The sequence below is a fragment of the Halolamina sediminis genome (assembly GCF_001282785.1).
In the GTDB taxonomy this organism is placed as follows: domain Archaea; phylum Halobacteriota; class Halobacteria; order Halobacteriales; family Haloferacaceae; genus Halolamina; species Halolamina sediminis.
The window spans coordinates 354,484-375,031 of sequence record NZ_CVUA01000001.1; the positions used below are offsets into that span (position 1 = coordinate 354,484).

Annotated in this window: 17 protein-coding genes; 12 read left to right on the forward strand and 5 right to left on the reverse strand. The window is 68.4% G+C overall.

The window, feature by feature from the left end:
• Nucleotides 1-85 precede the first annotated feature (85 nt).
• From BN1959_RS01860 to BN1959_RS01875, 4 genes are read left to right on the forward strand one after another with little or no spacing between them, the layout of a single operon-like run.
• On the forward strand, nucleotides 86-1,645 hold the full coding sequence (locus BN1959_RS01860; protein ID WP_053947026.1) for a phytoene desaturase family protein: 1,560 nt from the start codon (nucleotides 86-88) through the stop codon (nucleotides 1,643-1,645).
• Entirely contained in the window at nucleotides 1,645-2,481 is an 837-nt protein-coding gene (locus BN1959_RS01865) for a prenyltransferase (protein WP_053947027.1), read from the forward strand. The genes BN1959_RS01860 and BN1959_RS01865 overlap by 1 nt, the downstream gene beginning before the upstream one ends.
• Nucleotides 2,478-3,335: a bisanhydrobacterioruberin hydratase gene (gene cruF, locus BN1959_RS01870; protein ID WP_053949295.1), complete on the forward strand. Its 858-nt coding sequence runs from the start codon at nucleotides 2,478-2,480 to the stop codon at nucleotides 3,333-3,335. The genes BN1959_RS01865 and cruF overlap by 4 nt, the downstream gene beginning before the upstream one ends.
• A gap of 38 nt (nucleotides 3,336-3,373) precedes the next feature.
• Nucleotides 3,374-4,273 (forward strand): HNH endonuclease signature motif containing protein, encoded by a 900-nt coding sequence (locus BN1959_RS01875; protein WP_053947028.1) that lies wholly within the window; start codon nucleotides 3,374-3,376, stop codon nucleotides 4,271-4,273.
• Here BN1959_RS01875 and BN1959_RS01880 read toward each other — a convergent pair.
• Together BN1959_RS01880 and BN1959_RS15330 are read right to left on the reverse strand one after the other, a co-directional pair.
• Nucleotides 4,270-5,223, reverse strand: a complete 954-nt coding sequence (locus tag BN1959_RS01880; RefSeq protein WP_053947029.1) for a phytoene/squalene synthase family protein — start codon at nucleotides 5,221-5,223, stop codon at nucleotides 4,270-4,272. The two genes, BN1959_RS01875 and BN1959_RS01880, sit on opposite strands and share 4 nt — an antisense overlap.
• A 96-nt stretch (nucleotides 5,224-5,319) precedes the next feature.
• Nucleotides 5,320-5,454: an HVO_2523 family zinc finger protein gene (locus tag BN1959_RS15330; RefSeq protein ID WP_272913561.1), complete on the reverse strand. Its 135-nt coding sequence runs from the start codon at nucleotides 5,452-5,454 to the stop codon at nucleotides 5,320-5,322.
• Between the two features lie 88 nt (nucleotides 5,455-5,542).
• Here BN1959_RS15330 and BN1959_RS01885 point away from each other — a divergent pair, with 88 nt between their 5' ends.
• Nucleotides 5,543-7,039, forward strand: coding sequence for a molybdopterin-dependent oxidoreductase (locus BN1959_RS01885; protein WP_053947030.1), 1,497 nt, complete (start codon nucleotides 5,543-5,545; stop codon nucleotides 7,037-7,039).
• A 64-nt stretch (nucleotides 7,040-7,103) separates the two neighbouring features.
• Entirely contained in the window at nucleotides 7,104-8,507 is a 1,404-nt protein-coding gene (locus BN1959_RS01890; RefSeq protein ID WP_053947031.1) for a PAS domain-containing protein, read from the forward strand.
• A 24-nt stretch (nucleotides 8,508-8,531) separates the two neighbouring features.
• On the opposite strand, the gene BN1959_RS01895 is transcribed toward BN1959_RS01890, so the two are convergent.
• Nucleotides 8,532-11,681 carry an adenosylcobalamin-dependent ribonucleoside-diphosphate reductase gene (locus tag BN1959_RS01895; RefSeq protein WP_053947032.1) on the reverse strand — a complete coding sequence of 1,050 codons (3,150 nt, stop codon included), beginning with the start codon at nucleotides 11,679-11,681 and terminating at the stop codon, nucleotides 8,532-8,534.
• A 452-nt stretch (nucleotides 11,682-12,133) separates the two neighbouring features.
• Between BN1959_RS01895 and truA the strand changes: the two genes are divergently transcribed.
• Nucleotides 12,134-12,937, forward strand: coding sequence for a tRNA pseudouridine(38-40) synthase TruA (gene truA / locus BN1959_RS01900; protein WP_053947033.1), 804 nt, complete (start codon nucleotides 12,134-12,136; stop codon nucleotides 12,935-12,937).
• Here the strand turns inward: truA and BN1959_RS01905 are convergent.
• Nucleotides 12,887-13,678: a hypothetical protein gene (locus tag BN1959_RS01905; protein ID WP_053947034.1), complete on the reverse strand. Its 792-nt coding sequence runs from the start codon at nucleotides 13,676-13,678 to the stop codon at nucleotides 12,887-12,889. The two genes, truA and BN1959_RS01905, sit on opposite strands and share 51 nt — an antisense overlap.
• A 135-nt stretch (nucleotides 13,679-13,813) precedes the next feature.
• Between BN1959_RS01905 and BN1959_RS01910 the strand changes: the two genes are divergently transcribed.
• Nucleotides 13,814-14,407, forward strand: a complete 594-nt coding sequence (locus tag BN1959_RS01910; RefSeq protein ID WP_053947035.1) for a helix-turn-helix transcriptional regulator — start codon at nucleotides 13,814-13,816, stop codon at nucleotides 14,405-14,407.
• Between the two features lie 163 nt (nucleotides 14,408-14,570).
• Nucleotides 14,571-15,152 (forward strand): hypothetical protein, encoded by a 582-nt coding sequence (locus BN1959_RS01915; protein ID WP_053947036.1) that lies wholly within the window; start codon nucleotides 14,571-14,573, stop codon nucleotides 15,150-15,152.
• 336 nt (nucleotides 15,153-15,488) lie between these two features.
• Here BN1959_RS01915 and BN1959_RS01920 read toward each other — a convergent pair whose 3' ends face one another.
• Nucleotides 15,489-16,868 (reverse strand): M20/M25/M40 family metallo-hydrolase, encoded by a 1,380-nt coding sequence (locus tag BN1959_RS01920; RefSeq protein WP_053947037.1) that lies wholly within the window; start codon nucleotides 16,866-16,868, stop codon nucleotides 15,489-15,491.
• A gap of 143 nt (nucleotides 16,869-17,011) precedes the next feature.
• Between BN1959_RS01920 and pepF the strand changes: the two genes are divergently transcribed.
• The 3 genes from pepF to BN1959_RS01935 all read left to right on the forward strand — a co-directional run bounded on the left by pepF (nucleotide 17,012) and on the right by BN1959_RS01935 (nucleotide 20,524).
• On the forward strand, nucleotides 17,012-18,811 hold the full coding sequence (gene pepF, locus BN1959_RS01925) for an oligoendopeptidase F (RefSeq protein ID WP_053947038.1): 1,800 nt from the start codon (nucleotides 17,012-17,014) through the stop codon (nucleotides 18,809-18,811).
• Nucleotides 18,812-18,934: 123 nt separating this feature from the next.
• Nucleotides 18,935-20,161: a proteasome-activating nucleotidase Pan2 gene (gene pan2 / locus BN1959_RS01930; protein WP_053947039.1), complete on the forward strand. Its 1,227-nt coding sequence runs from the start codon at nucleotides 18,935-18,937 to the stop codon at nucleotides 20,159-20,161.
• Between the two features lie 6 nt (nucleotides 20,162-20,167).
• Nucleotides 20,168-20,524 (forward strand): hypothetical protein, encoded by a 357-nt coding sequence (locus BN1959_RS01935; protein ID WP_053947040.1) that lies wholly within the window; start codon nucleotides 20,168-20,170, stop codon nucleotides 20,522-20,524.
• The last annotated feature ends 24 nt before the right edge of the window (nucleotides 20,525-20,548 follow it).

Sequence of the window (20,548 nt, forward strand, 5' to 3'; positions counted from 1 at the left end):
GTCGCCGGCGACTTATCGGTACGCCTCCCGGAGCCGGCCCTACCGGCGTCGGCCGTTTTAAGCCCCGGGCGCCCCTAGTTCGGGCATGGATGTAGCTCCGGGGCTCGCTTCCCTCGACGGCCGCGACATCGTCGTGATCGGCGGCGGCGTCGGCGGCCTCTCGACGGCCTGCTACCTCGCCGACGCCGGCGCCGACGTGACCCTGCTCGAACGCAACGAGCAGCTCGGCGGTCGCGCGAGCGTGATGGAACGCGACGGCTTCCGGTTCGACATGGGGCCGTCGTGGTACCTGATGCCCGACGTATTCGAGCGGTTCTTCGCCCACTTCGACCGCGACGTGAGCGACTACTACGAGCTGAACCGACTCGACCCCCACTACCGGATCCAGTGGAAGGACGGCGACTCGCTGGATCTCGCGCCGGACATCGAGACCAACGTCGAGCGCTTCGAGCAGTACGAGGACGGCGCCGGTGACGCGCTGCGGGCGTATCTGGACGAGTCGGAGTACACCTACGAGGTGGGGATGGAACACTTCGTCTACGAGGACCGCCCGCGGCTGCGGGACTACCTCGACCCCGACGTCGGGAAACGGGCCCAGGGGCTCGCCCTGCTGGGCTCGATGCAGGACCACGTCGAGGAGTACTTCGACCACCCCAAGCTCCAGCAGGTGATGCAGTACACCCTCGTGTTCCTCGGCGGGTCGCCGCACAACACGCCCGCGCTGTACAACCTCATGAGCCACGTCGACTTCGATCTCGGCGTCTACTACCCCGAGGGCGGGCTCGCGGCGGTGATCGACGGGCTCGTCGATCTCGGAGAAGAGCTCGGCGTCGAGTACCGCGCGGGCGCCGACGTCCGCCAGATCCACGGCCAGCGCGGGGCGTTCAAGGTCGACTACGACGCCGCCGACCCCGCCGACTTCGCCCCCAGCGACCGCCACGAAGACTGGCGCGTCGACGCCGGCGGCTACGAGCTCGCAGATCTCGTGGTCAGCGACGCCGACTACGCCCACACCGAGCAGGAGCTGCTGCCCGAGCGTAAACGCCAGTACGACGAGGCGTACTGGGACTCCCGAACGTACGCTCCCTCCGCGTTCCTGCTCTACATGGGCGTCGAGGGCGATCTGCCGGACCTCGCCCACCACACGCTCGTCCTCCCCACCGAGTGGGACCAGCACTTCGAGACGATCTTCGACGAGCCGTCGTGGCCCGAGGACCCCGCGTACTACCTCTGTGCGCCGTCGAAGACCGACGATTCAGTCGCTCCAGAGGGTCACTCGAACCTCTTCGCGCTGGTCCCCATCGCGCCCGGACTGGACGACGACGCCGAGACGCGCGAGGCGTACCGCGAAACGGTGCTCGACGATATCGCCGCGAACACCGACACCGACCTCCGGGACCGCATCGTCGTCGAGGAGACGTTCTCGGTCTCGGAGTTCGGCGCACGGTACAACTCGATGCAGGGCTCGGCGCTCGGACTGGCCCACACGCTGAAACAGACCGCGCTGCTGCGGCCCTCCCACGCGTCGAGTGAGGTTCCGGGACTGTACTTCACGGGCTCGTACACGACCCCCGGGATCGGCGTCCCGATGTGCCTGATCAGCGGGCAACTGACCGCCGAGGCGATCGCCGACCGCGAAGCCTGATGCTGCGCTACCTGCTGACGCTGTCGCGCCCGCGGTTCTGGCTGTACACCGCCGGGCCCGTCGTCGTCGGCGTCGCCTACGCCGCCACGGGAGTGGGGGATCTGCTCGCCGTCCTCCCTGCCGTTCTCTTCCTCTACTTCCTGCTGCCCGCCAACGTCTACCTCTACGGCGTCAACGACCGCTTCGACCGCGAGATCGACGCCGAGAACCCCAAGAAATCGGCGGGCCCGGAGGCGCGCTGGCGTGATTCCTCGGCAGTCACGGCAGTCGTCGCGTTCTCGGGGGTTCTGGGGCTCGCGCTGTTCCCGCTCACGCCCCGGGTCGCGTGGCCCTACCTCGCCGGCTTCTTCGCGCTCGCGACCGCCTACAGCGCGCCGCCGCTGCGGTTCAAAGCCCGCCCGTGGCTCGACTCGCTCTCGAACGGGCTCTACCTGCTCCCGGGCGCGGCCGCCTACGCCGCGATCGCGGGCGCACACCCGCCCGTCGCGGCGCTCGTCGGCGGCTGGCTCTGGACCATGGCGATGCACACCTACTCCGCGATCCCCGACATCGAGCCCGACCGTGCCGCGGGGATCGAGACGACGGCGACTGTGCTGGGTGAGACTCGGACGTACCTCTACTGCGGGGGCTGCTGGACGCTCGCCGCGATCGCGTTCGGCCTGCTCGACCCGCGGCTGGGAGTGCTGCTCGGGGTCTACCCACTCTTCCTGCTCGCGACCGTCGGTGTCGGCGTCGACGTCGATCGGGCGTACTGGTGGTTCCCAGTCGTCAACGGCGTCGTGGGGATGGTGCTGACTCTCGGCGCGCTGTTCGCGATGCGGGGGTGGATCGCGTGAGCGTCGCCGCGTGGCTGCCCGACGATCCCGCCGACCGCCGGTCGTGGGAGGCGGCGCTGTCGGAACTGATCCGCGAGCACCGCTTCACGATCGCGGTCGTCTTTCCGGCGGTCGGCGCCGTCTCGCTGATCGCGAGCGCGGAGGGGTGGCTCCCCGAGCCGCTGGTGTTCAACCCCCTGTTCGTGCTGGCGGGCGTGATCGTGATGCGCTCGCCGCTGATCGTCGGCGTGCTCCCGGTCGTCGACCGCCGGGCGGCGCTCGGTGTGGCCGCGCTGGCGGCGTACAGCTACGCCATCGAGATCGTCGGCGTCACGACGGGCTGGCCGTACGGCCAGTTCGAGTACGGCGTCTCGCTCGGGCCGATGCTCGGCGGCGTTCCCGTCGCCCTCCCGGTCTTCTTCCTCCCGCTGGTCGCGAACGCGTACCTGCTCTGTCTGCTCCTGCTGGGCAGGCTCGCGGATCGTGCGCTCCCCAGACTGCTCTCGGTGATCGCACTCGTACTGGCGATGGACGTGGTGCTCGACCCCGGTGCGGTCGCGCTGGGGTTCTGGACGTACGGGGGCGGCGTCTTCTACGGCGTCCCGCTGTCGAACTACGCGGGCTGGGTGCTCTCGGCGACGGTCGCGGTGGTCGTCTTCGACGCGACGTTCGACCGGACCGCGCTGGGTGCGCGGCTGGAGGCCTGTGAGTTCGCGCTGGACGACATGGTGAGCTTCGTCCTCCTGTGGGGCGGCGTGAACGCGGTCTACGGGAACTGGCTGCCCGTGCTCGTCGCCGCGGTCATCGGCACCGGGCTACTCCGGACCGATCGGTTCGACGCGGGGATGGTGCCGGGATTGGGTCGCCGTCGGTAGTTTCAACCGCGGGCCGGCCGATCCCGCGGTCGACGCCGATGGAGCATCCCCACCCGGAGATCGACCGCGGCGAGCGCTACGAACAGGCCGACATCGAAGCGCTGTTCGACACCGGCTTCGGCTATCGCGTCTCGGGCATCAACGTCCGGAACGACGACGACGGGGACCGCTACGTGCTGCTGTTCGCCCGCGAGGGCGGCCCCTACGACGACGATGTCTCCGCGGGGACGTTCACCTACGTCGGCGAGGGGCTGCCCGACAAGGGCGACCAGTCGCCGGAGACGTTGGGGAACGCGGCACTGATCGAGGCTGAGAGCGACCCCGTACCGATCTACTTCTTCTACAAACCCCGCGACGAGCCGGGGTGGGAGTACCGCGGACAGGTCGCCGTCGAGGGACACGAGACGGTGTACGACGAGGACGGCGAACGCGAGGTGCTTGAGTTCGAACTGCGACAGGAGAACGAACGAGCCACAGAACCCGGCATTGACGCCCCGGCGGCGCCGTTCGAGCCCGAGGACACCGCCGGCCGCACGGTCACGCAGACTCGTGCCGGGGTTCGCGTCTCGGAGTCGTTCAAACAGTCGGTGTACGACCGGTTTGACGGCCGCTGTGCGGTCACCGATATCGACCACCGCAGCCTCCTGACCGTCTCACACGTCCTCCCCCGGAGCGAGCGTCCGGAGATCGCCGAGGACCCGAGAAATGCGCTACTGTTGAACTGGACCCACCACTTCGCGTTCGACGCGGCGCTGTGGACGTTCGACGAGGCCGGACGGCTGTGGGTGAACCCCGAGTACGACCCCGACGACCGTTGGATGGGAGAGAGCCTGCACGCGCGCCACGGCGAACGGATCGAGGGACTCAGGGACGCCGGCGTGGCCGACGAGTATCTCGGGACTAGGAACGAGTCGCTGAACTGGTGGCCGCCGAGCTAGGGCACCGGCAGCCGCCCGGTCAGCCGGTGGAGCCGGTGACCGCTCTCGTCGCTGGGGATCGCGCTCACCGAGCGGAACACGGCGAGTGGATCGGGGTTTCGCTGCCACGCGATCCGGGTCCGGGCGGCGAGCCAGAGCTTCCGGGGGGTCGACAGCGAGGGCGTCGTCGACACCACATCGTAGTCGAGTTTCCGGATGAGCCGGTGGTGGTCGGCGTACAGCACCGCCGCGAGCAGCACCGGGAACTGGCAGTCCTCCGGGAGTAGCTCGATACCGGCGACGCCGTCGCGGTACAGCGCTTCCGCCCGCGAGAGCTCGGCCTGCACCGCGCCGGCGACGTTCCCGTCGAACTCCAGCCGGGCGATCTGCTCGTGGCTCGACCCGTGCGCTTCGAGCGTCTCGGCGGGGAGGTAGATGCGGTCGCGCTCGACCACGTCCTCGCGCACGTCCCGGACGAAGTTGGTGAGCTGGAACGCCTCGCCGAGCGCGGTCGCCGCGGGGAGCGCCTCGTCGGCGCGGTCGGGCGCCATCACCGCGGTCATCATCCGCCCGACGGCGGCCGCGGAGCCGTCCATGTACGCCCGGAGCTCGTCGTAGCTCTCGTAGCGGGCCTTCTCCACGTCGGTCGCCATGGCGTCGACGAACGTGTTCACGTCCGACTCGGGGATCTCGTGCTCCTCGCGGATCTCCGAGAACGCTGCGAGCACGGGGTCGTCGGCCGGCTCCTCGCCCAGCGCTGCCCGGCGGAACGACTCCAACCGTTCGGCCCGCTGCTCGGGTGTGAGGTCGTTGTCGCCGTCGACCACCTCGTCGGCGACGCGGAAGAAGGCGTACAGTACGTACGTGGGGTGGCGCACTCGTTCGGGGAGGAACCGCGTCGCGACGTAGAACGTTTTGCCCGTCTCTCGGTGGATCTGCTTGCTCCGGGCGAGCTGTCGTTGTTCGACCATAGTTGTGCGGCGCTCGCCGGCCGGTAGGCGGGAGCGATCGCGTGCCTTAACGATTGCTCCGAAGCGGCTTAACTGTGCGGTCCCGTGGCACGACAGTTAGTAGAAGGTGTCCGCACAGTCGAACACGACCCCGTGCCGGGGGCAGACGTACTCACAGTGGCGGTGAACCATCGTCTCCCCGCAGTGTGGGCAGGGTCGGCCGGGCGCCGTGGACTCCTCGGCGTCGCTCACGGCCGGGAGTGAGAGCGCCGGCGAGAAAGCAGTTACGAGCGATGCCGGCGGAGGAACGCTTTCCCCCGTGGCACGCCATCACACGAATATGGACCGTCCGAGCCGGGAACAGTCGATCGAGGCCGCTATCGGCGTGCTCGCGGGGGTCGCCGCCGTCGCCGGATCGCTGCTCGCCGCCGGCGACACGCCCGCGTTCGTCGGCGCCAGCGCGGCAACACTCCTCCGCGACGCGAGCCCGGGGTTCGTCGCGGTCGAGGTCAGAGGCCTCGGCGAGGCGGCGCAGCCGCTACTGGTGGCGGTCACCGGGCTGATCCTGATCGCACTCTACGCGGCGGCGACGGCGTTCGCTCGGCGATCCGTCGACGGCGGCGCTACAGCAGGGGTGACGACGCTCGCGCTCGTCGGCGGAGGGACGCTACTACTCACGGGTAGCCTCGCGAGCGCGATCGGTGGGGGCATCGCGGCGATGGTCGTCGTGCTCGCCGCCTCGCGCCCGCTCGGATCGCGGCGGTCCGCCGGGGGGTCGCCGGGACGCCGCCGCCTGCTGCAGGCCGGCGCCGCCACGCTCGGCGCGCTCGCGGCGAGTACGGTTCGACTCGGCGGTGGATCGGACGGGGCGGGCAGCCCCGACCCGCCGGATCCGGCCGCCCAGTCGCTGCTCTCGGTCGCGGCGGAGCGCTCGCTCTCGCTGCCGAACGCCGACGGGCTGGTGTCCGATGGGTTCTACACCGTCGACATCGCGACCGTCGATCCGACGATCTCACCCGCGGATTGGGAGCTCACCGTCACCGGCGAGGTGCCCGAGGAGCGGTCGTTCACGCTCTCGGAGCTGCGGGCGTTCGACGCCGAGCGGCGGTTCGTCACGCTGCGTTGCGTGAGCGACCCGTTGAACGGCGAGAAGATCGACACCGCACTCTGGGACGGCGTCCCCGTCTCGACGGTGTTGGAAGCGGTCGACGCCCCCGAGAGCTGCTGTGTCACGCTCCACGCCGCCGACGACTACTTCGTCTCGTTCCCGCGGGAAGCGCTCGATTCGGGGTTGCTCGCGTGGGGGATGAACGGCCGTCCCCTCCCCCGAAGCCACGGTGCTCCCCTGCGGACGCTCGTGCCGGGGCACTGGGGCGAGACGAACGCCAAGTGGCTCACCGAGATCGAGATCCGCGAGGAGCCCGAGGACGGCTACTGGGAGCAGCGCGGCTGGGAGGGGACGGGCGAGGTGAACACCGTCGCGAAGCTCCACAGCACCACCGTTCGCGACGGGACGGTCCGCGTCGGCGGGCACGCCTACGCCGGCACGCGCGGGATCGACGCCGTCCAGGTGTCGACCGACGGCGGCGACAGCTGGACCGAGGCGACGCTCTCGGACCCGCTCCCGGGTGCGGTACCCCTCGATGCCGAGGATCCCGACCCCGACGGTGCCGCCGCCGACGCGTGGCGGATGTGGGAGCACGAGTACGACGCCGACGGGCGACACGAGGTGGTGGTCCGGGCGATCGACGGCGAGGGCGAGCGACAGACCGAGGACCGGGAGGGGGTCCGCCCCTCGGGTGCGACGGGCTGGGTGAGCGAGACAGTCCGGCCGTAATGAGTGAATTATGACGGTCGAACTGCCGTGAGAATTATCCGGATAGAACGTTTAACGATCGACGATGGAACGGTCCGACCTGTTCGGACTCCTCCTCGATCAGTCCCAGGATAAGATCGCGCTGCTGGACGAGGCAGGGACGTTCACCTACGTCAACGCGGCAGCCGAGCGCATCCTCGGCTTCGAGCCCGACGACCTCGTGGGGGAGAGCGCCTTCGAGTTCGTCCACCCCGAGGACCTCGACACCGTCCGAGAGGAGTTCTACCGAACGGTTCGGAGCGACAGCTTCCGCGAGGGGACGATCGAGTACCGCCACCGGGCCAGCGACGGCTGGGTGTGGCTGGAGAGCCGGATGTCGAACCTCACCCACGAGAAGCTCGACGGTTACGTGGTGAGTTCGCGGGACGTGACCGACCGCGTGCAGGCCGAGCGCGAGCAGGCGGAGACCGCCACCCGGCTGGAGGGGATCGCCGCGGTGTCGGGCGATGTACTCTGGATGTTCGACGCCGACTGGTCGGAGCTGTTGTTCGTCAACCCCGCCTACGAGGAGATATTCGGCGAGCCGACCGAGGCGGTGTACGACGACCCGAGCGCGTTCCTCGACGCGGTTCACCCACAGGACCGCCCCGCGGTCGAGGACGCGATGAGACGAATCGCGGCCGGCGAGTCAGTGGAGATGGAGTACCGCGTCAACCCCGAGGAGGAGTACAAGCGCTGGGTGTGGTTCCAGGGCGAGCCGATCACGCAGAACGGCGAGGTCGTACGCGTCGCCGGGTTCGCGAGGGACATCACCGAGCGACGGCGCCGGGAGCGACAGCTGGTCGTGATGGACAATCTCCTCAGACACACGCTCCGGAACGACCTCAACGTCGTGCTCGGGCAGGCAGACCTGATCGACGACGAGTTCCCCGAGGCCGCGGATCACACCGAGATCATCCACCGCGTCGGGAACCAACTCCTCAAGAGCGCGGAGAAGGAACGCGAGATCATCGACCTGCTCACCGACCAGCAGTGGCGCGAACCGGTCGACATCCACCAGCTGGTCGTCACGGGCGTCGAGACCGTCCGCGAACGCTATCCGGACTGCGTCGTCGAGGTAGGTACGCTCGAGCCGGCGGTCGTTCAGGGTCGGCCGGAGCTAGAGCAGGCGATCACCGAACTGCTGGAGAACGCCGTCCAGCACTGCGAGGACGCGAACCCGGGGGTACAGGTCCGGCTCCGGCAGGCGGGCGACGACGCCGAGCTCGTCATCGAGGACGGCGGGGAGCCGATCCCCGCGATCGAGGCGGACGTGCTCACCGGCGACCACGACGAGATGACGAACGTCTACCACAGCAGCGGGCTGGGGTTCTGGCTCGTCTACTGGGCCGTGGAGCTCTCCAACGGGGAGATCGACATCGACGCGCCGGCGACGTGTGGCAACCGGATCACCGTCTCGCTACCGCTGGCGCGGGACGACGAACTGTAAAAACCGACGGGTCGCTCGCTCAGCCTAACACTCGCTCCAGCCGCAGGACTCGCAGGTCTTGCAGCCTTCGGAGTAGTAGAGACTCATCGAGCCACAGTCGGGACACTCCGGGCTCTCGCCCGACGCGATCAGCTCGCTCGTGGCGTCGTCCTCGGTCGCAGCGTCGGCGGCGCCGTCGGCGTCGTCGATGTCGACGTTCGTCGGCTCGCTCGGCGGCTGGGTCGTCGCCCCACCGTCCGTCGAGGGCTCGGCGGCCTCCTCGTCGAGCTCGTCGATCGTCTGCTGCTGGGGGATCCCCTTGTCGATCTCGCCGTCGAGGTAGCGCCGCATCGCCGTCCCGATGGCGTCGGGGATCGACTGGATCTGCTCGCCCTTGTCCCAGGCGACCTTCGGGCTGCGGATGCCCTGCAGCTCGCTCGCGACCTCCTCGGGGTCGACGCCCGAGCGCAGCGAGGTGGAGATCGTCTTCGCGAGCGCCTCGGTGAAGGAGGCGGTGAAGCCGCCGGAGTTACCGATGTTCGCGAACAGCTCGAACGGCTCGCCGGTCTGGGGGTCCTCGTTGATGTTGACGTACAGCTTCCCGTAGCCGGTGTCGATGCGCTGGGTGACGCCGTGGAGCACGTCCGGGCGCGGGCGCTTGCGGCCCAGCGGCGTGTCCTCGCCGTCGGCCTCCGCGAGAAGCTGCTCGACCTGCGTGTCGAGGGCGGCCTGGACGTCCTCGTTCTCGAGGAACCCTTCGAGCCCGCCGAACACCTCGGTGATCTGCTCGACGAGCGCCTCGGCGGCCTCGTCCTCGTCGGCGAACTCGGTGTTGTCGGCGCGGGTGGTGAGCACCTGCTTGCTGCGGGTGCCGTCGCGGTAGTAGGTGACGCCCTTGCCGCCGTTGTCGTAGACGAACTCGAACGCCTCCTTGGCGTCTTCGAGGCTGGCGTCGTTGGGCGCGTTGACCGTCTTCGAGATGGCGGAGTCGACGCCCTCCTGGGCCGCACACTGGATCGAGGCGTGCTGCTTGGCGCTCAGGTCGCCGGTGACCACGAACAGTTCGCCCAGCGCGTCCGGGACCGTCTCCAGCCCCTCGACGCCGTCGAACTCGTTGTTGGCCATCTGCTCTTGAGCCTCCTTCTTCACAGCCTCGACGTCGAGGTCGTTGTCCTCCAGCGCACGCAGGAAGTAGTCGTCGAACTCGACGAGCATCTCGTCGCCCTGGACGTCGCCGGAGACGTTCTTGTAGTAGGCGACGTTGTAGATCGGCTCACAGCCGCCGGTCGTGTTGCCGATCATCGACGTGGTGCCCGTCGGCGCGATCGTCGTCGTGTTGTGGTTGCGCAGCGGGTAGCCCTCGGCCCACTCCTCGGGATCCTCGCCGGTGTGGTGCTCGAACCAGTCGGGGTAGGACGTCGGGTCAGCGAACTTCGAGTCGTCCCAGTCCGCGAAGGTGCCCCGCTCCTGGGCGAGCTCGTGGCTGGCGTCCTTCGACCCGTGGTTGATGTGGGTCATCAGCTGGCGGGCGATCTCGTCGGCGTCGTCGGTGCCGTAGCGCACGCCGAGCTGGATGTACAGCTGGGCCAGCCCCATGACGCCGAGGCCGATCTTGCGCATCTCCCGGACCTTCTGCTCGATCTCGTCGACCGGGAAGTCCGACATCGTGACGACGTTCTCGAGGAACCGCGTGCCGTAGGCGATGCGGTGGTCGAAGTCCTCCCAGTTCATCGCCTCGTCGAGGAACGCCGAGACGGCGTCCTCGTGGCTGTCGTACTCGTCGGCGTGCTCGTCGGCCCAGACGCGCCAGTCCGGCGCATCCTGTGCCGCGAGCGTGGAGAGGTTGATGTGGCCGAGGTTACAGGCCTCGTACTCCTCCAGGGGCTGCTCGCCACAGGGGTTCGTCGCGAGGATGCGGTGGTCCGGGTGCTCCTCCACGTCGAAGGAGTGGCGCTTGTTCACCCGTTCGAGGTAGATCACGCCCGGTTCGCCGTTCTCGTGGGCGCCCTCGATGAGCTGGTCCCAGAGATCCTCGGCGGGCACCGAGAGCTCCTCGCCGACCTCGACGTGCTCGCCGAGCCCGAACATGTCGTACAGCTCCTTCGTCTCCGGCGTCGCGATGTGGGGCTCCTCCGTCCGGGGGTTGGTGAAGGTGAACTCCTCACCCTTTTTCAGCGCCGCCATGAAGTCGTCGGTGACGCCGACGGAGATGTTGAAGTTCGAGAGGTGGCCCTCGACGGCGTTACGCAGGTGTTCGGGCACGCGACCCTCGTCGTCGATGAGCTCGCGAGCCTCCTCCAGCGCGTCCGCAAAGGAGTTGTGCGTGAAGTCGTCGGGGTCGTTGAGCCGCAGCGTGTTCGCGAGGCTCACGTCCTTGTTCTTCGCGTGGATGAACTGGATCACGTCCGGGTGCGAGACGCGCATCACGCCCATCTGGGCGCCGCGACGGGCGCCGCCCTGGGCGATCGTCTCGCACATCTGGTCGAACGTCCGCATGAACGTGATCGGGCCGGAGGCGATCCCGCCGGTCGAACCGACGGAGTCGCCGTAGGGTCGGAGCTTCCAGAACGCATAGCCCATGCCGCCGCCGGACTGGAACACCTCGGCGGCCTCCTTGGCCGTCTGGTGGATGTCCGTGATGTCGTCGGCGGGCGAGTCGACGAAACAGGCAGAGAGCTGCTGGAGCTCGTCGCCGGCGTTCATCAGCGTCGGCGAGTTCGGCATGAAGGAGAGATCCGTCATCAGCGTCTCGAACTCCTCGCGGGTCTCGCGGACCGACGCCGCGATTTCCTCGTCGAGTTCGGGGACGACGGTGTCGTAGGCGAACTTGTTGACGTTGTGTTCGGTGAGAGTCGTCTCGGTGTCGGTTTCGGCGTCGACACCTGCGCCGAACACGTCCTCGGCGAGCTCGTCGCGCCGCGGGTGGTCGGGCTTGAGCTGGTCGGGCGTGACCGTCACCTCGACGCCCTGGCGCTCGGCCTCGTAGACGGCCTCGGCCAGCGCGATGTTCTTCGCGACGCGGGCGAACAGCTCCTCCTGGCCCTCGGTGACCTCGCCGTCGGCGTTCTTCCGGAGGTACCGGGCGGGCAGGATGTTCTCGTAGGCGTTCTGCGTGAGGCGGTCCTCCAGCGTCTCGCCGTCGGTGCGCTTGATCGGGAGCGTCAGCTCGTCGGCGCCGAGATCGGGCGAACTCACTCTGCGCTCACCCCGTGTGGGCGGATGCAGGTCTCGTCGGGAGTGGATAGATCGAACATCTGTAGCGGAGAAGTCCTATTCCGTGGACCCCCATTAACCGTTTGGTTCCCGGTACGGTTGTAATAGTACAAACTCGATTGTACTTTTTGGTGGCTGTTGCTGGTCATGGTGTGAGGCGTGTGTGGCCGCCGTCGCGGCACTCGTGTAGCGGTTAGGTAGCGGTCGGTATAACCCTGACCGAACCGCGGTGAAAGTGAACTCTGGTCGACGATACCGCAGTTACTTCACCGGGTTTCGACCCGAAGAGAGGGGGTGTTCGGGAAGAGACAGCACACCTGTCCGGCACCGTTTTGGCCCGTGGTCGGGAAGCAGCAGGCGTGCACGACGTCAGTCACCTCGTTGGGTCGGTCAGCCGTCACCGCCTCACACCACTGTTAACGGACCTCCAGTAGATGCGTGCGTTCAGGCTGGCCTACGACGGGCGAGAGTTCTACGGCTTCCAGCGACAGCCCGACGTGCCGACCGTCGAGGGAACGCTGCTCGACACGCTCGAGGCGGGCGGGATCGTCGACGACGGCGAGACGCCGTCGGGGTACGCCGCCGCGGGGCGGACGGACGCGGGCGTCTCCGCGGTCGCCCAGACGGTCGCGTTCGAGGCGCCCGACTGGTGTACGCCCGCCGCGCTCAACGGCCGGCTCCCGGGCTCGATCCGGGCGTGGGCCGCCGCGGACGTGCCCGAGGAGTTCCACGCGACCCACGCCGCCAGCGAGCGGTGCTACACGTACCACCTCCACGCTCCCGACGCCGCCGACGAGATCGCGCGCGAGGCCGCGGATCGACTTTCCGGCAACCACGACTTCCACAACCTCACCAGCGACGAGAGCGGGACCGTCCGGGACGCGTCGGTTCGCGTCGAACGCGACGGGGAGTTCCTCGTCGTCACGGTCTCCGCGGGGGGGTTCCCGCGCGGGTTCGTCAGGCGGCTGGTCGGCGTGCTCGCGGAGGTGGCCGTCGACGGGCAGTCGCTCGCGCGGGTGGCGGAGGTGCTGAGCGAGGAGTCGCTACAGGGCGGCCGCGGCGTCCCGCGGATGCCGCCCGAACCGCTGGTGTTGACGGGCGTGACCTACCCAGACGTTGATTTCTCGATCGACGAGGAAGCCGTCGAGAGTGCGCGCGGCGTGTTCGGCCAGCGGCGTACGAGCGCCCTAGAGCGTCTGCGCGTGACGGAGTCGGTGTTGCAGAGTATTCGGGAGTAGCAGTCGGCGTTCCCCGGGCTTCGGGGTAGCCACCGCTTCCGTGTCCGTGCTGTTGTCGGCGGTCGCCGTGGGCTCGATTGTCGGCTCGTTCTCCCGGATGTGCTCCCAGTCCGTGATGTCGGTCACCGTCCCGTTGGCGAGGTCGACCGTGACGGAGTACTTCAGGTCGTCCGGCGCATCCGCGGTCGAGTTCCGGATTTTCACGACCGCCCGGTCGTCGACGTAGTTCGGTGTCCGGTCGACGGTTACCGATCCGTTCTCGCTGTCGGTGTCGTTCAGGTCGACAGTGAAAGTGCCGCCGTCCTCTGCGTCTACGGTGACGTTGTACTGCCCCGTCGCGATGGACGACGTGTTCAGCTTCCGAATCGGCTCGACGGTGAGTTCGACCGCCCCCACGTCGTCGACGGCCTCGCTGACCGTTCGGTTGTTCAGCGCGATCGTTCGCGCCCGGTCACGTTCGTCCCGCGACAGCGGGCGCCGTTCTCGGGTCTCCACCGTGAACCGACTGGCGTTCGTGCGGTCAATTCTGACCGCCGACACGTTCGAGAGGGTCGTCACGGTCGTCTCGGACTGATCCGACTGCGCGACGGTCACGTTGCCGTCGCCGACGACGAACTCCGCGCCCGGTTCCGACGGGACGACGCCATTCGGGGCGAACGCGGTTCCGATTCCCGCCAACACGACCCCGACCAAGGCGAGGCCGACGACGAGCAGGAGGCGTACTGGTATCTCGGAGGGCACGCATCGACGTTAGGTGAAAGCCCTCATCAACCCAAGGGTGAAACGCGTTTCAAACCCGTTTCGTAGGTGTTTCACGCCCGCTACGGCCCAGTTCGACCGGTACATCTAAACAGCCGGTATCCCGAACAATCCCGCATGAGCCCTCCTGCCCTCCAGCGCGCTCATCTCGTGGCGGCGGTCGTGTTCGTCGCCGGCGTGCTCGTTCTCACTGTCCAACTGCTCACACCCTCACCGGTCGTCGTTTCGGTGGGGGAGAACGGTACCCAGGCGACCACCATCGGCCAGTACTTCACGTATACCGAGGCGGCGGTAGTCGCGGTCACGGCTGCGGCCTGTGGCGGCAGCGGGACGTTCCTGCTCCTCTACGGGCGAGGGCGAACCAGCGAAGAACAGGCACAGCGGCCCGCGAACTTGAGCGGGAGACGGATGCGCACGGCGGGGGACGGTGGTGTCGCTACCGGAGGTGGACGCCCGGAGACAGCCGGCGGCAGCGACGGATCGGAGGCCGTCGGGGAGCGCTGGCAGGCGACGCTCGACCGTCTCGCGAACAACGAGGAGACGATCTACGAACTGCTGGTGGACGCCGACGGGGAGCTCCCCCAGCGAACGCTGGTCGAGGAGACGGACCTCTCGAAGGCGACGGTGAGCCGAACACTGGATACTCTCGAACAGAGAGGGCTGGTCGAACGCCGGCGCGACGGCATGGGGAACACCGTCCTCCTCACCTAGAGGTTGGCGGGGAATAGGCCAGAAACGGACGTGGAAAGCGTTACGAACCGGTTTCGGCGCCGTTACCAATCAACGACTATCTGCTCTTTCAGTCAACGGGTTACTGCGGCAAGTCGGGGCGCCGGTCCCCGCCGAGGGATGAGCCCCCTTCGCCGCGCAAACCATGCGACACGAGACACTGACACTCGCGGTTGCGGCGCTGCTCGCCATCGTGGCGGGCGGTGCCGTCGCCGCGCCGACACCGGCGGCGGCCACGTCGCCGGCGGCCGACGTACAGCCCTCCAACCACACCGTTGAAGTCGTCGACCCCGACGACAGACTGGCCGAGCAGGAGATAGCCGAGTTGCGACGCCTCGCGTGGGGGAACGACGAGGTGCGACAGCAGTTCGAGGACGCCGACGGCGTGCACTTCCACGTTGAAGCCGTCGGTGAGAGCCTCGAAGTGTACGTCGCGAGCGACGAGAACGCGCCGCCGCGGGTCGTCGCCGAAATCTCGCTCGACGGCGCCGAAGTGACCGACGTTCGAACGCTAAACAACGCGGTGACAGCCGATTCGGCGGCCACAGTCGAACTCACTCCGCTGGACGAGTCGGCAGTCGAGAACGGGTCGACGGTTACCGTCCGAACTGCGTCCGGGGCGACGACACTGAGCGTCGAGAACGGGACCGCCGTCGAGGCGGTCGCCGTGACCAGCGTCGACGACGGGAACGGGTCGGCAACGTTCCGCACCGAGGCGGATAACTGACGACCCGGACGCGCTGCGACTCGTGCCGTCTTCCCCCGGTCGCGAGACCCCCGCCCCACACTCCCTTATTTCCGCCCCGTAGCGCCGCTGTGGTTCGCACGCAGGTCTACTGGGACGTGACGGTCCGTCTCGTCGCGGGGTGCGGCCATCGTCGCCGTGGAGGTGGTGGCGGCCGACACGCTGTTCGGTGTCACCCTCGTCGGCTGGCTGCTGGCGCTCCGCGGCCGCGCGACGGAGCGCGCGGCTGTCACACGATCACGGCATGGCGCTCCGTCGCCGAGACACAGAGGTCTCGGCAGGTCGCGCGCCGTGATCGGCGACGCCCGCCGTGGTTGGTCACTCCCACCCTTCGGGCCACAACGACGCCGCCTTCATCCCCGTCTCGAACTCCAGCTCCCGGAACGCCTCGGCCAGCTCTTCCTGCTCCAGCCGATCGGCGTCCGTCGACGCCAGCTCGTCGACCAGCAGCGCGGTCAGGACGCCGTGCTCCCGGATGTTCCGGTCGTCGGCCTTGTCCCGGGTGTCGGCGTGGGTGTGGCCCCAGCCGCGCCCGCGTTCGCCGCTGTCGCTGTGCAGTTGAACCGACGGCACCCCCGCGCGGACGAACGGCCACTGATCGCTGAAGGGGTGGGGGTCGGACTCCACCTCGACCGGGTGGTTCGCGCGCTCGCTCACGCGCTCGACCGCTTCGCCGGTCGACTCCGAAGTGTGGGTCAGCGCGATCAGGTCGCGGAACCGCCCGCCGCCGTCGACGTTCACCACCGCCGCCACGTCGTCGTGATCGATCGTCTCCGCGAGGTGTTCCGCGCCGAGCAGCCCCACCTCCTCGCAGCCGACGGCGACGACGCGGACGCCGCGGTCCAGTTCGTTCTCGGCCTCGCTGAGCACGCGGGCGGCCGTGAGCACGGCCGCGACGCCGCAGCCGTTGTCCAGCGCCCCCTCCGCGATGTCGTGGCCGTCGTAGTGGGCCAGCAGGAGGATCTCCTCGTCGGTCTCGGGGCCGAGCCGCCCCTGGACGTTCTGACTCCGACCCGTCGTCGTCTCAGCGTCGACGGTGAGCCGGACGCGGGTGTCGCCCTCGGCGTTCCCGCTTTTCGCGGAGCGAAAACGGGAGTTCGAGGTGTCGCTGTTTGATACCTCGGCGAACTCGGTGAGCCACGCGCCGGTCTCCTTGCTCACGCCGACCGCCGGCGCCTCCGCCTCGCGCCCGAACGTGAGCGAGCCCGTGGGCGGGAGCTGGCCGGGAACGTGGTTGACGAACACGAACGCCGCGGCGCCCTGCCCGATCGCGTAGCCGAACTTCTCCATCCGGTGGATGAACCGGCCGCCCTCCGGCGTCGTGGTCGAGGCGACGACGATCTTCCCCGCCACGTCGAGCTCGTCGATCTCCTCGGGCGTGCCGTAGCCCGCGTCGACCAGTTCGCCCTCCACTTCGCCCGCCGGGGAGTACGGAAGCGCGATCGTCTCGAACTCCCGCTCGACCGGCGATCGGACGCGGAGCGAGGAGTCCCCTCGCTGCCAGGCCTGCATCTCGAAGGGGTCCTGTTCGACGTTCCGAACGCCCGCGTCGCGGAACGCGTCGGCGACGATCTCCGCGGCCCGTGCCTCGCCCTCGCTCCCGCCCATCCGGCTCCCGATCGCGGTGAGGTCGGTGAGGAACTCGCCCGGCCGGTCGTCGGTCCACGTCCGCCCGATCGCGGCGTCGAATCCGTCCATGCTCCGGCGTGTGGGAGGGCGACCCAAAGGCGTTCCGGGCCGGCAACGACGCCCCGACGAAAAAGGCAAAACCGACCGACAAACGCCACCTCCCCGCGTGAAGTGAGAAGACTTACCACCGGATCCGACAGTACGTCACCACGATGAGTACCGTCCCCGAACGCGAGGACATCGACGAGGAGTACAAGTGGGATCTGGCGTCGATCTTCCCGGACGAAGAAGCGTGGCAGGAGGCCTACGACGACGTCGAAGAGCGCGTCGACGACCTGCGTGAGTTCGAGGGTCGCGCGACCGAAAGCGCCGAGACGCTGCTCGAACTGCTCGAGGCGTACGAGGACGTGATGCGCGACGTGTCGAAAGTCGGCGCCTACGCCCGGCTGCGGTCGGCCGAGGACACCCGGAACCAGGAGTATCAGGCGATCGCCGCCAAGGCCGAGTCGCTGCAGTCCGAGGCCTCCAGCGCGACCAGCTTCCTCGAACCCGAACTGCAGGAGCTCGATTGGGACGACGTGGCCGACCTGATCGACGAGGAGCCAGCCCTCGAGGAGTACGAGCACTTCTTCGACGACGCGCTGCGGATGAAGCCCCACACGCGCTCCTCGGAGGTCGAGGAGCTGCTGGCAGACCTCTCGGAGGTCACGAGCGCACCCTCGGACATCTACGGGATGCTCTCCAACGCCGACCTCACGTTCCCCACCGTCGAGCAGCCCGACGGCGAGGCGGTGGAGATCACCCAGAGCAACTTCACCAAGCTCCAGAAACACGAGGACCGCGAGTTCCGCCGCGAGGCCTACGAGCGGTACTACGAGACTTGGGACGACTACCGCAACAGCGTCGGCACCGCCCTCCAGAACAGCACGAAGAAGGACGTGAAGCTCGCCGAGGCGCGCAACTACGACACCGCCCGCGAGGCCGCCCTCGACGGCACCAACGTCCCGACTGAGGTGTACGACACGCTCGTCGACACCGTCCACGACAACCTCGACCACCTCCAGCGCCACGCCGACCTGAAGCGGCAGGCGCTGGACGTCGACGAGCTCGGGATGCACGACCTCTACATGTCGCTGACCGGCGAGGAGGGGCCCGAGGTCACCTACGAGCAGGCCAAAGAGTGGGTCGTCGAGGCCGTCGCGCCGTTGGGCGAGGAGTATCAGGCCCGGATGGAGCAGGGGCTGGAGAGCCGCTGGGTCGACGTGTACGAGAACCGCGGGAAGCGCTCGGGCGCGTTCTCCTCTGGCACGTACGACACCCAGCCGTTCATCCTGATGAACTTCCAGGACGACGTGAGTTCGATGTACACGCTGGCCCACGAGCTCGGCCACTCGATGCACTCAGAGCTCGCTGCCGAGGCCCAGCCGTGGCAGTACTCGAGCTACGAGATCTTCGTCGCCGAGGTCGCGAGCACGGTCAACGAGACCCTCCTGACCCACTACCTGCTGGAGAACGTCGACGACGACGAGATCCGCGCCCACGCGCTCGACCAGTACCTCGAACGGTTCCGCTCGACGCTGTACCGCCAGACGATGTTCGCCGACTTCGAGCAGCGCATCCACGAGCGCGCCGAGAACGGCCAGCCACTGACGCCCGACGCGTTCGACGAGATCTACGGCGACCTGAAGGAGACGTTCTACGCGAACGCCGACGTGGACGACCTGATCGCCAAGGAGTGGATGCGCATCCCCCACTTCTACTACAACTTCTACGTCTACCAGTACTCCACGGGCATCTCGGCGGCGGTCGCGATCGTCGAGAAGATCCGCGAGGAGGGTGAGCCCGCCGCCGCGGACTACCGCGCCGCGCTGGAGGCCGGCGGCAGCGAGTACCCCATCGACGTGCTCGATATCGCGGGCATCGACATGACCAGCGCCGACCCCATCGAGTCCGCGCTGTCGGCCTACGGCGAGCGACTCGACGACGCCGCCGAGCTGCTGGAGCTGAACTAGCGCGACTTCCCGCTTCGCGTTCCGGCCGCGAGACCGCCAAGGACCTGCGTAGTCGGCGACGATTCCGAGCCGTTCCCCGACCCAAAGGCACATTTACGCCTACCCCTTAACCGAACTAGAGAGATGTCACGCAGCCCGTCCCTTCCCGACCGCCCCCGCTTGGACCTGGACCCCGAGATGTCTCAGGCCGAGCGCCTGGAGGCGATCCGGGAACACTTCGAGCGGCTCGTTCAGGTCAACGAGGAGCTGGACGAGCGCCTTCAGGACGCCGAGGGGCGCAAGGAGGAGCTCCGCGAGGAGGTCGACCAGCTCAAGCGCCGCAACGAGACGCTCAAGACGTCGTCGCTCTACCTCGCGACCGTCGAGGAGCTGACCGACGACGGCGTCGTCATCAAACAACACGGCAACAATCAGGAGGTGCTCACCGAGCTCTCCCCCGCGCTGGAGGGTGAGGTCGAGGCGGGCGACCGGGTCGCGATCGACGACTCCTTCTCGGTGAAGGAGCTGCTCGACGACGAGACCGACGCCCGGGCGCAGGCGATGGAGGTCGAAGCGTCGCCGGACGTCACCTACGCCGACATCGGCGGGATCGACGACCAGATCCGCGAGGTTCGCGAGGCCGTCGAGGACCCGCTGATCAACGCCGAGACGTTCCGTGAGGTCGGCGTCGAACCGCCCAGCGGCGTCCTGCTCCACGGCCCGCCGGGGACGGGGAAGACGATGCTCGCGAAGGCCGTCGCGAACGAGACCGACGCGACGTTCATCAAGATGGCCGGCTCCGAGCTGGTCCGGAAGTTCATCGGCGAGGGCGCCCGCCTCGTCCGTGACCTGTTCGAGCTCGCCTCCGAGCGCGAGCCCGCCGTCATCTTCATCGACGAGATCGACGCCGTCGCGACCACGCGGACGGACTCGAAGACATCCGGCGACGCCGAGGTCCAGCGCACGATGATGCAGCTGCTCTCGGAGATGGACGGGTTCGACGACCGCGGCGAGGTGCGCATCATGGCCGCCACGAACCGCTTCGACATGCTCGACGAGGCGATCCTGCGGCCCGGCCGCTTCGACCGCCTCATCGAGGTGCCAAAGCCCGACGTCGAGGGGCGCAGGCGCATCCTCGAGATCCACGCCTCCGAGCTCAACCTCGGCGACGACGTGGACTTCGACGCGCTCGCCGAGACGCTGGAGGCGTACTCCGGCGCCGACATCGCCGCCCTCACGACCGAGGCGGGGATGTTCGCGATCCGCGACGGGCGCGAGGAGGTCCGGATGGCCGACTTCGAGGACGCTCACGAGAAGATCGAGGAGGCCTCGGAGGGGGCGCCGACGACCGGCCCGGTCGCGTTCCAGTAAGGGCGGATGAGCCGATCGGACCCGGACGACGGCGGAACGTCGTTCACGGCCGGTCGGCCGGCTCGCGGGCTAGCGATGGCGGCGCTGCTCACCTTTCTGGCCGTACTCGTCTTCTACCTCGATCAGCCGGGCTACACCCACGCGCGGCTGGCGCTGTTTCTCGCCCTCGGCAGCGCCGCCACGCTGGGAACCGCCGGCGCCGTACTCCAGCGGGCGGCGATGACCGCCGCGGGTGCCGGGATGCTGGCGCTGCTTGGGTTCTGGCAAGCGACACTCTGGATCTTCGTGCTCCCGATGACGGGCGTCCTCGCCGCGACGAGCCTGTTGATCGCGCTCGAGGAGCGGACGGTCGAGCAACGGTAGCGTCGCCGCACAGACCACAAAACG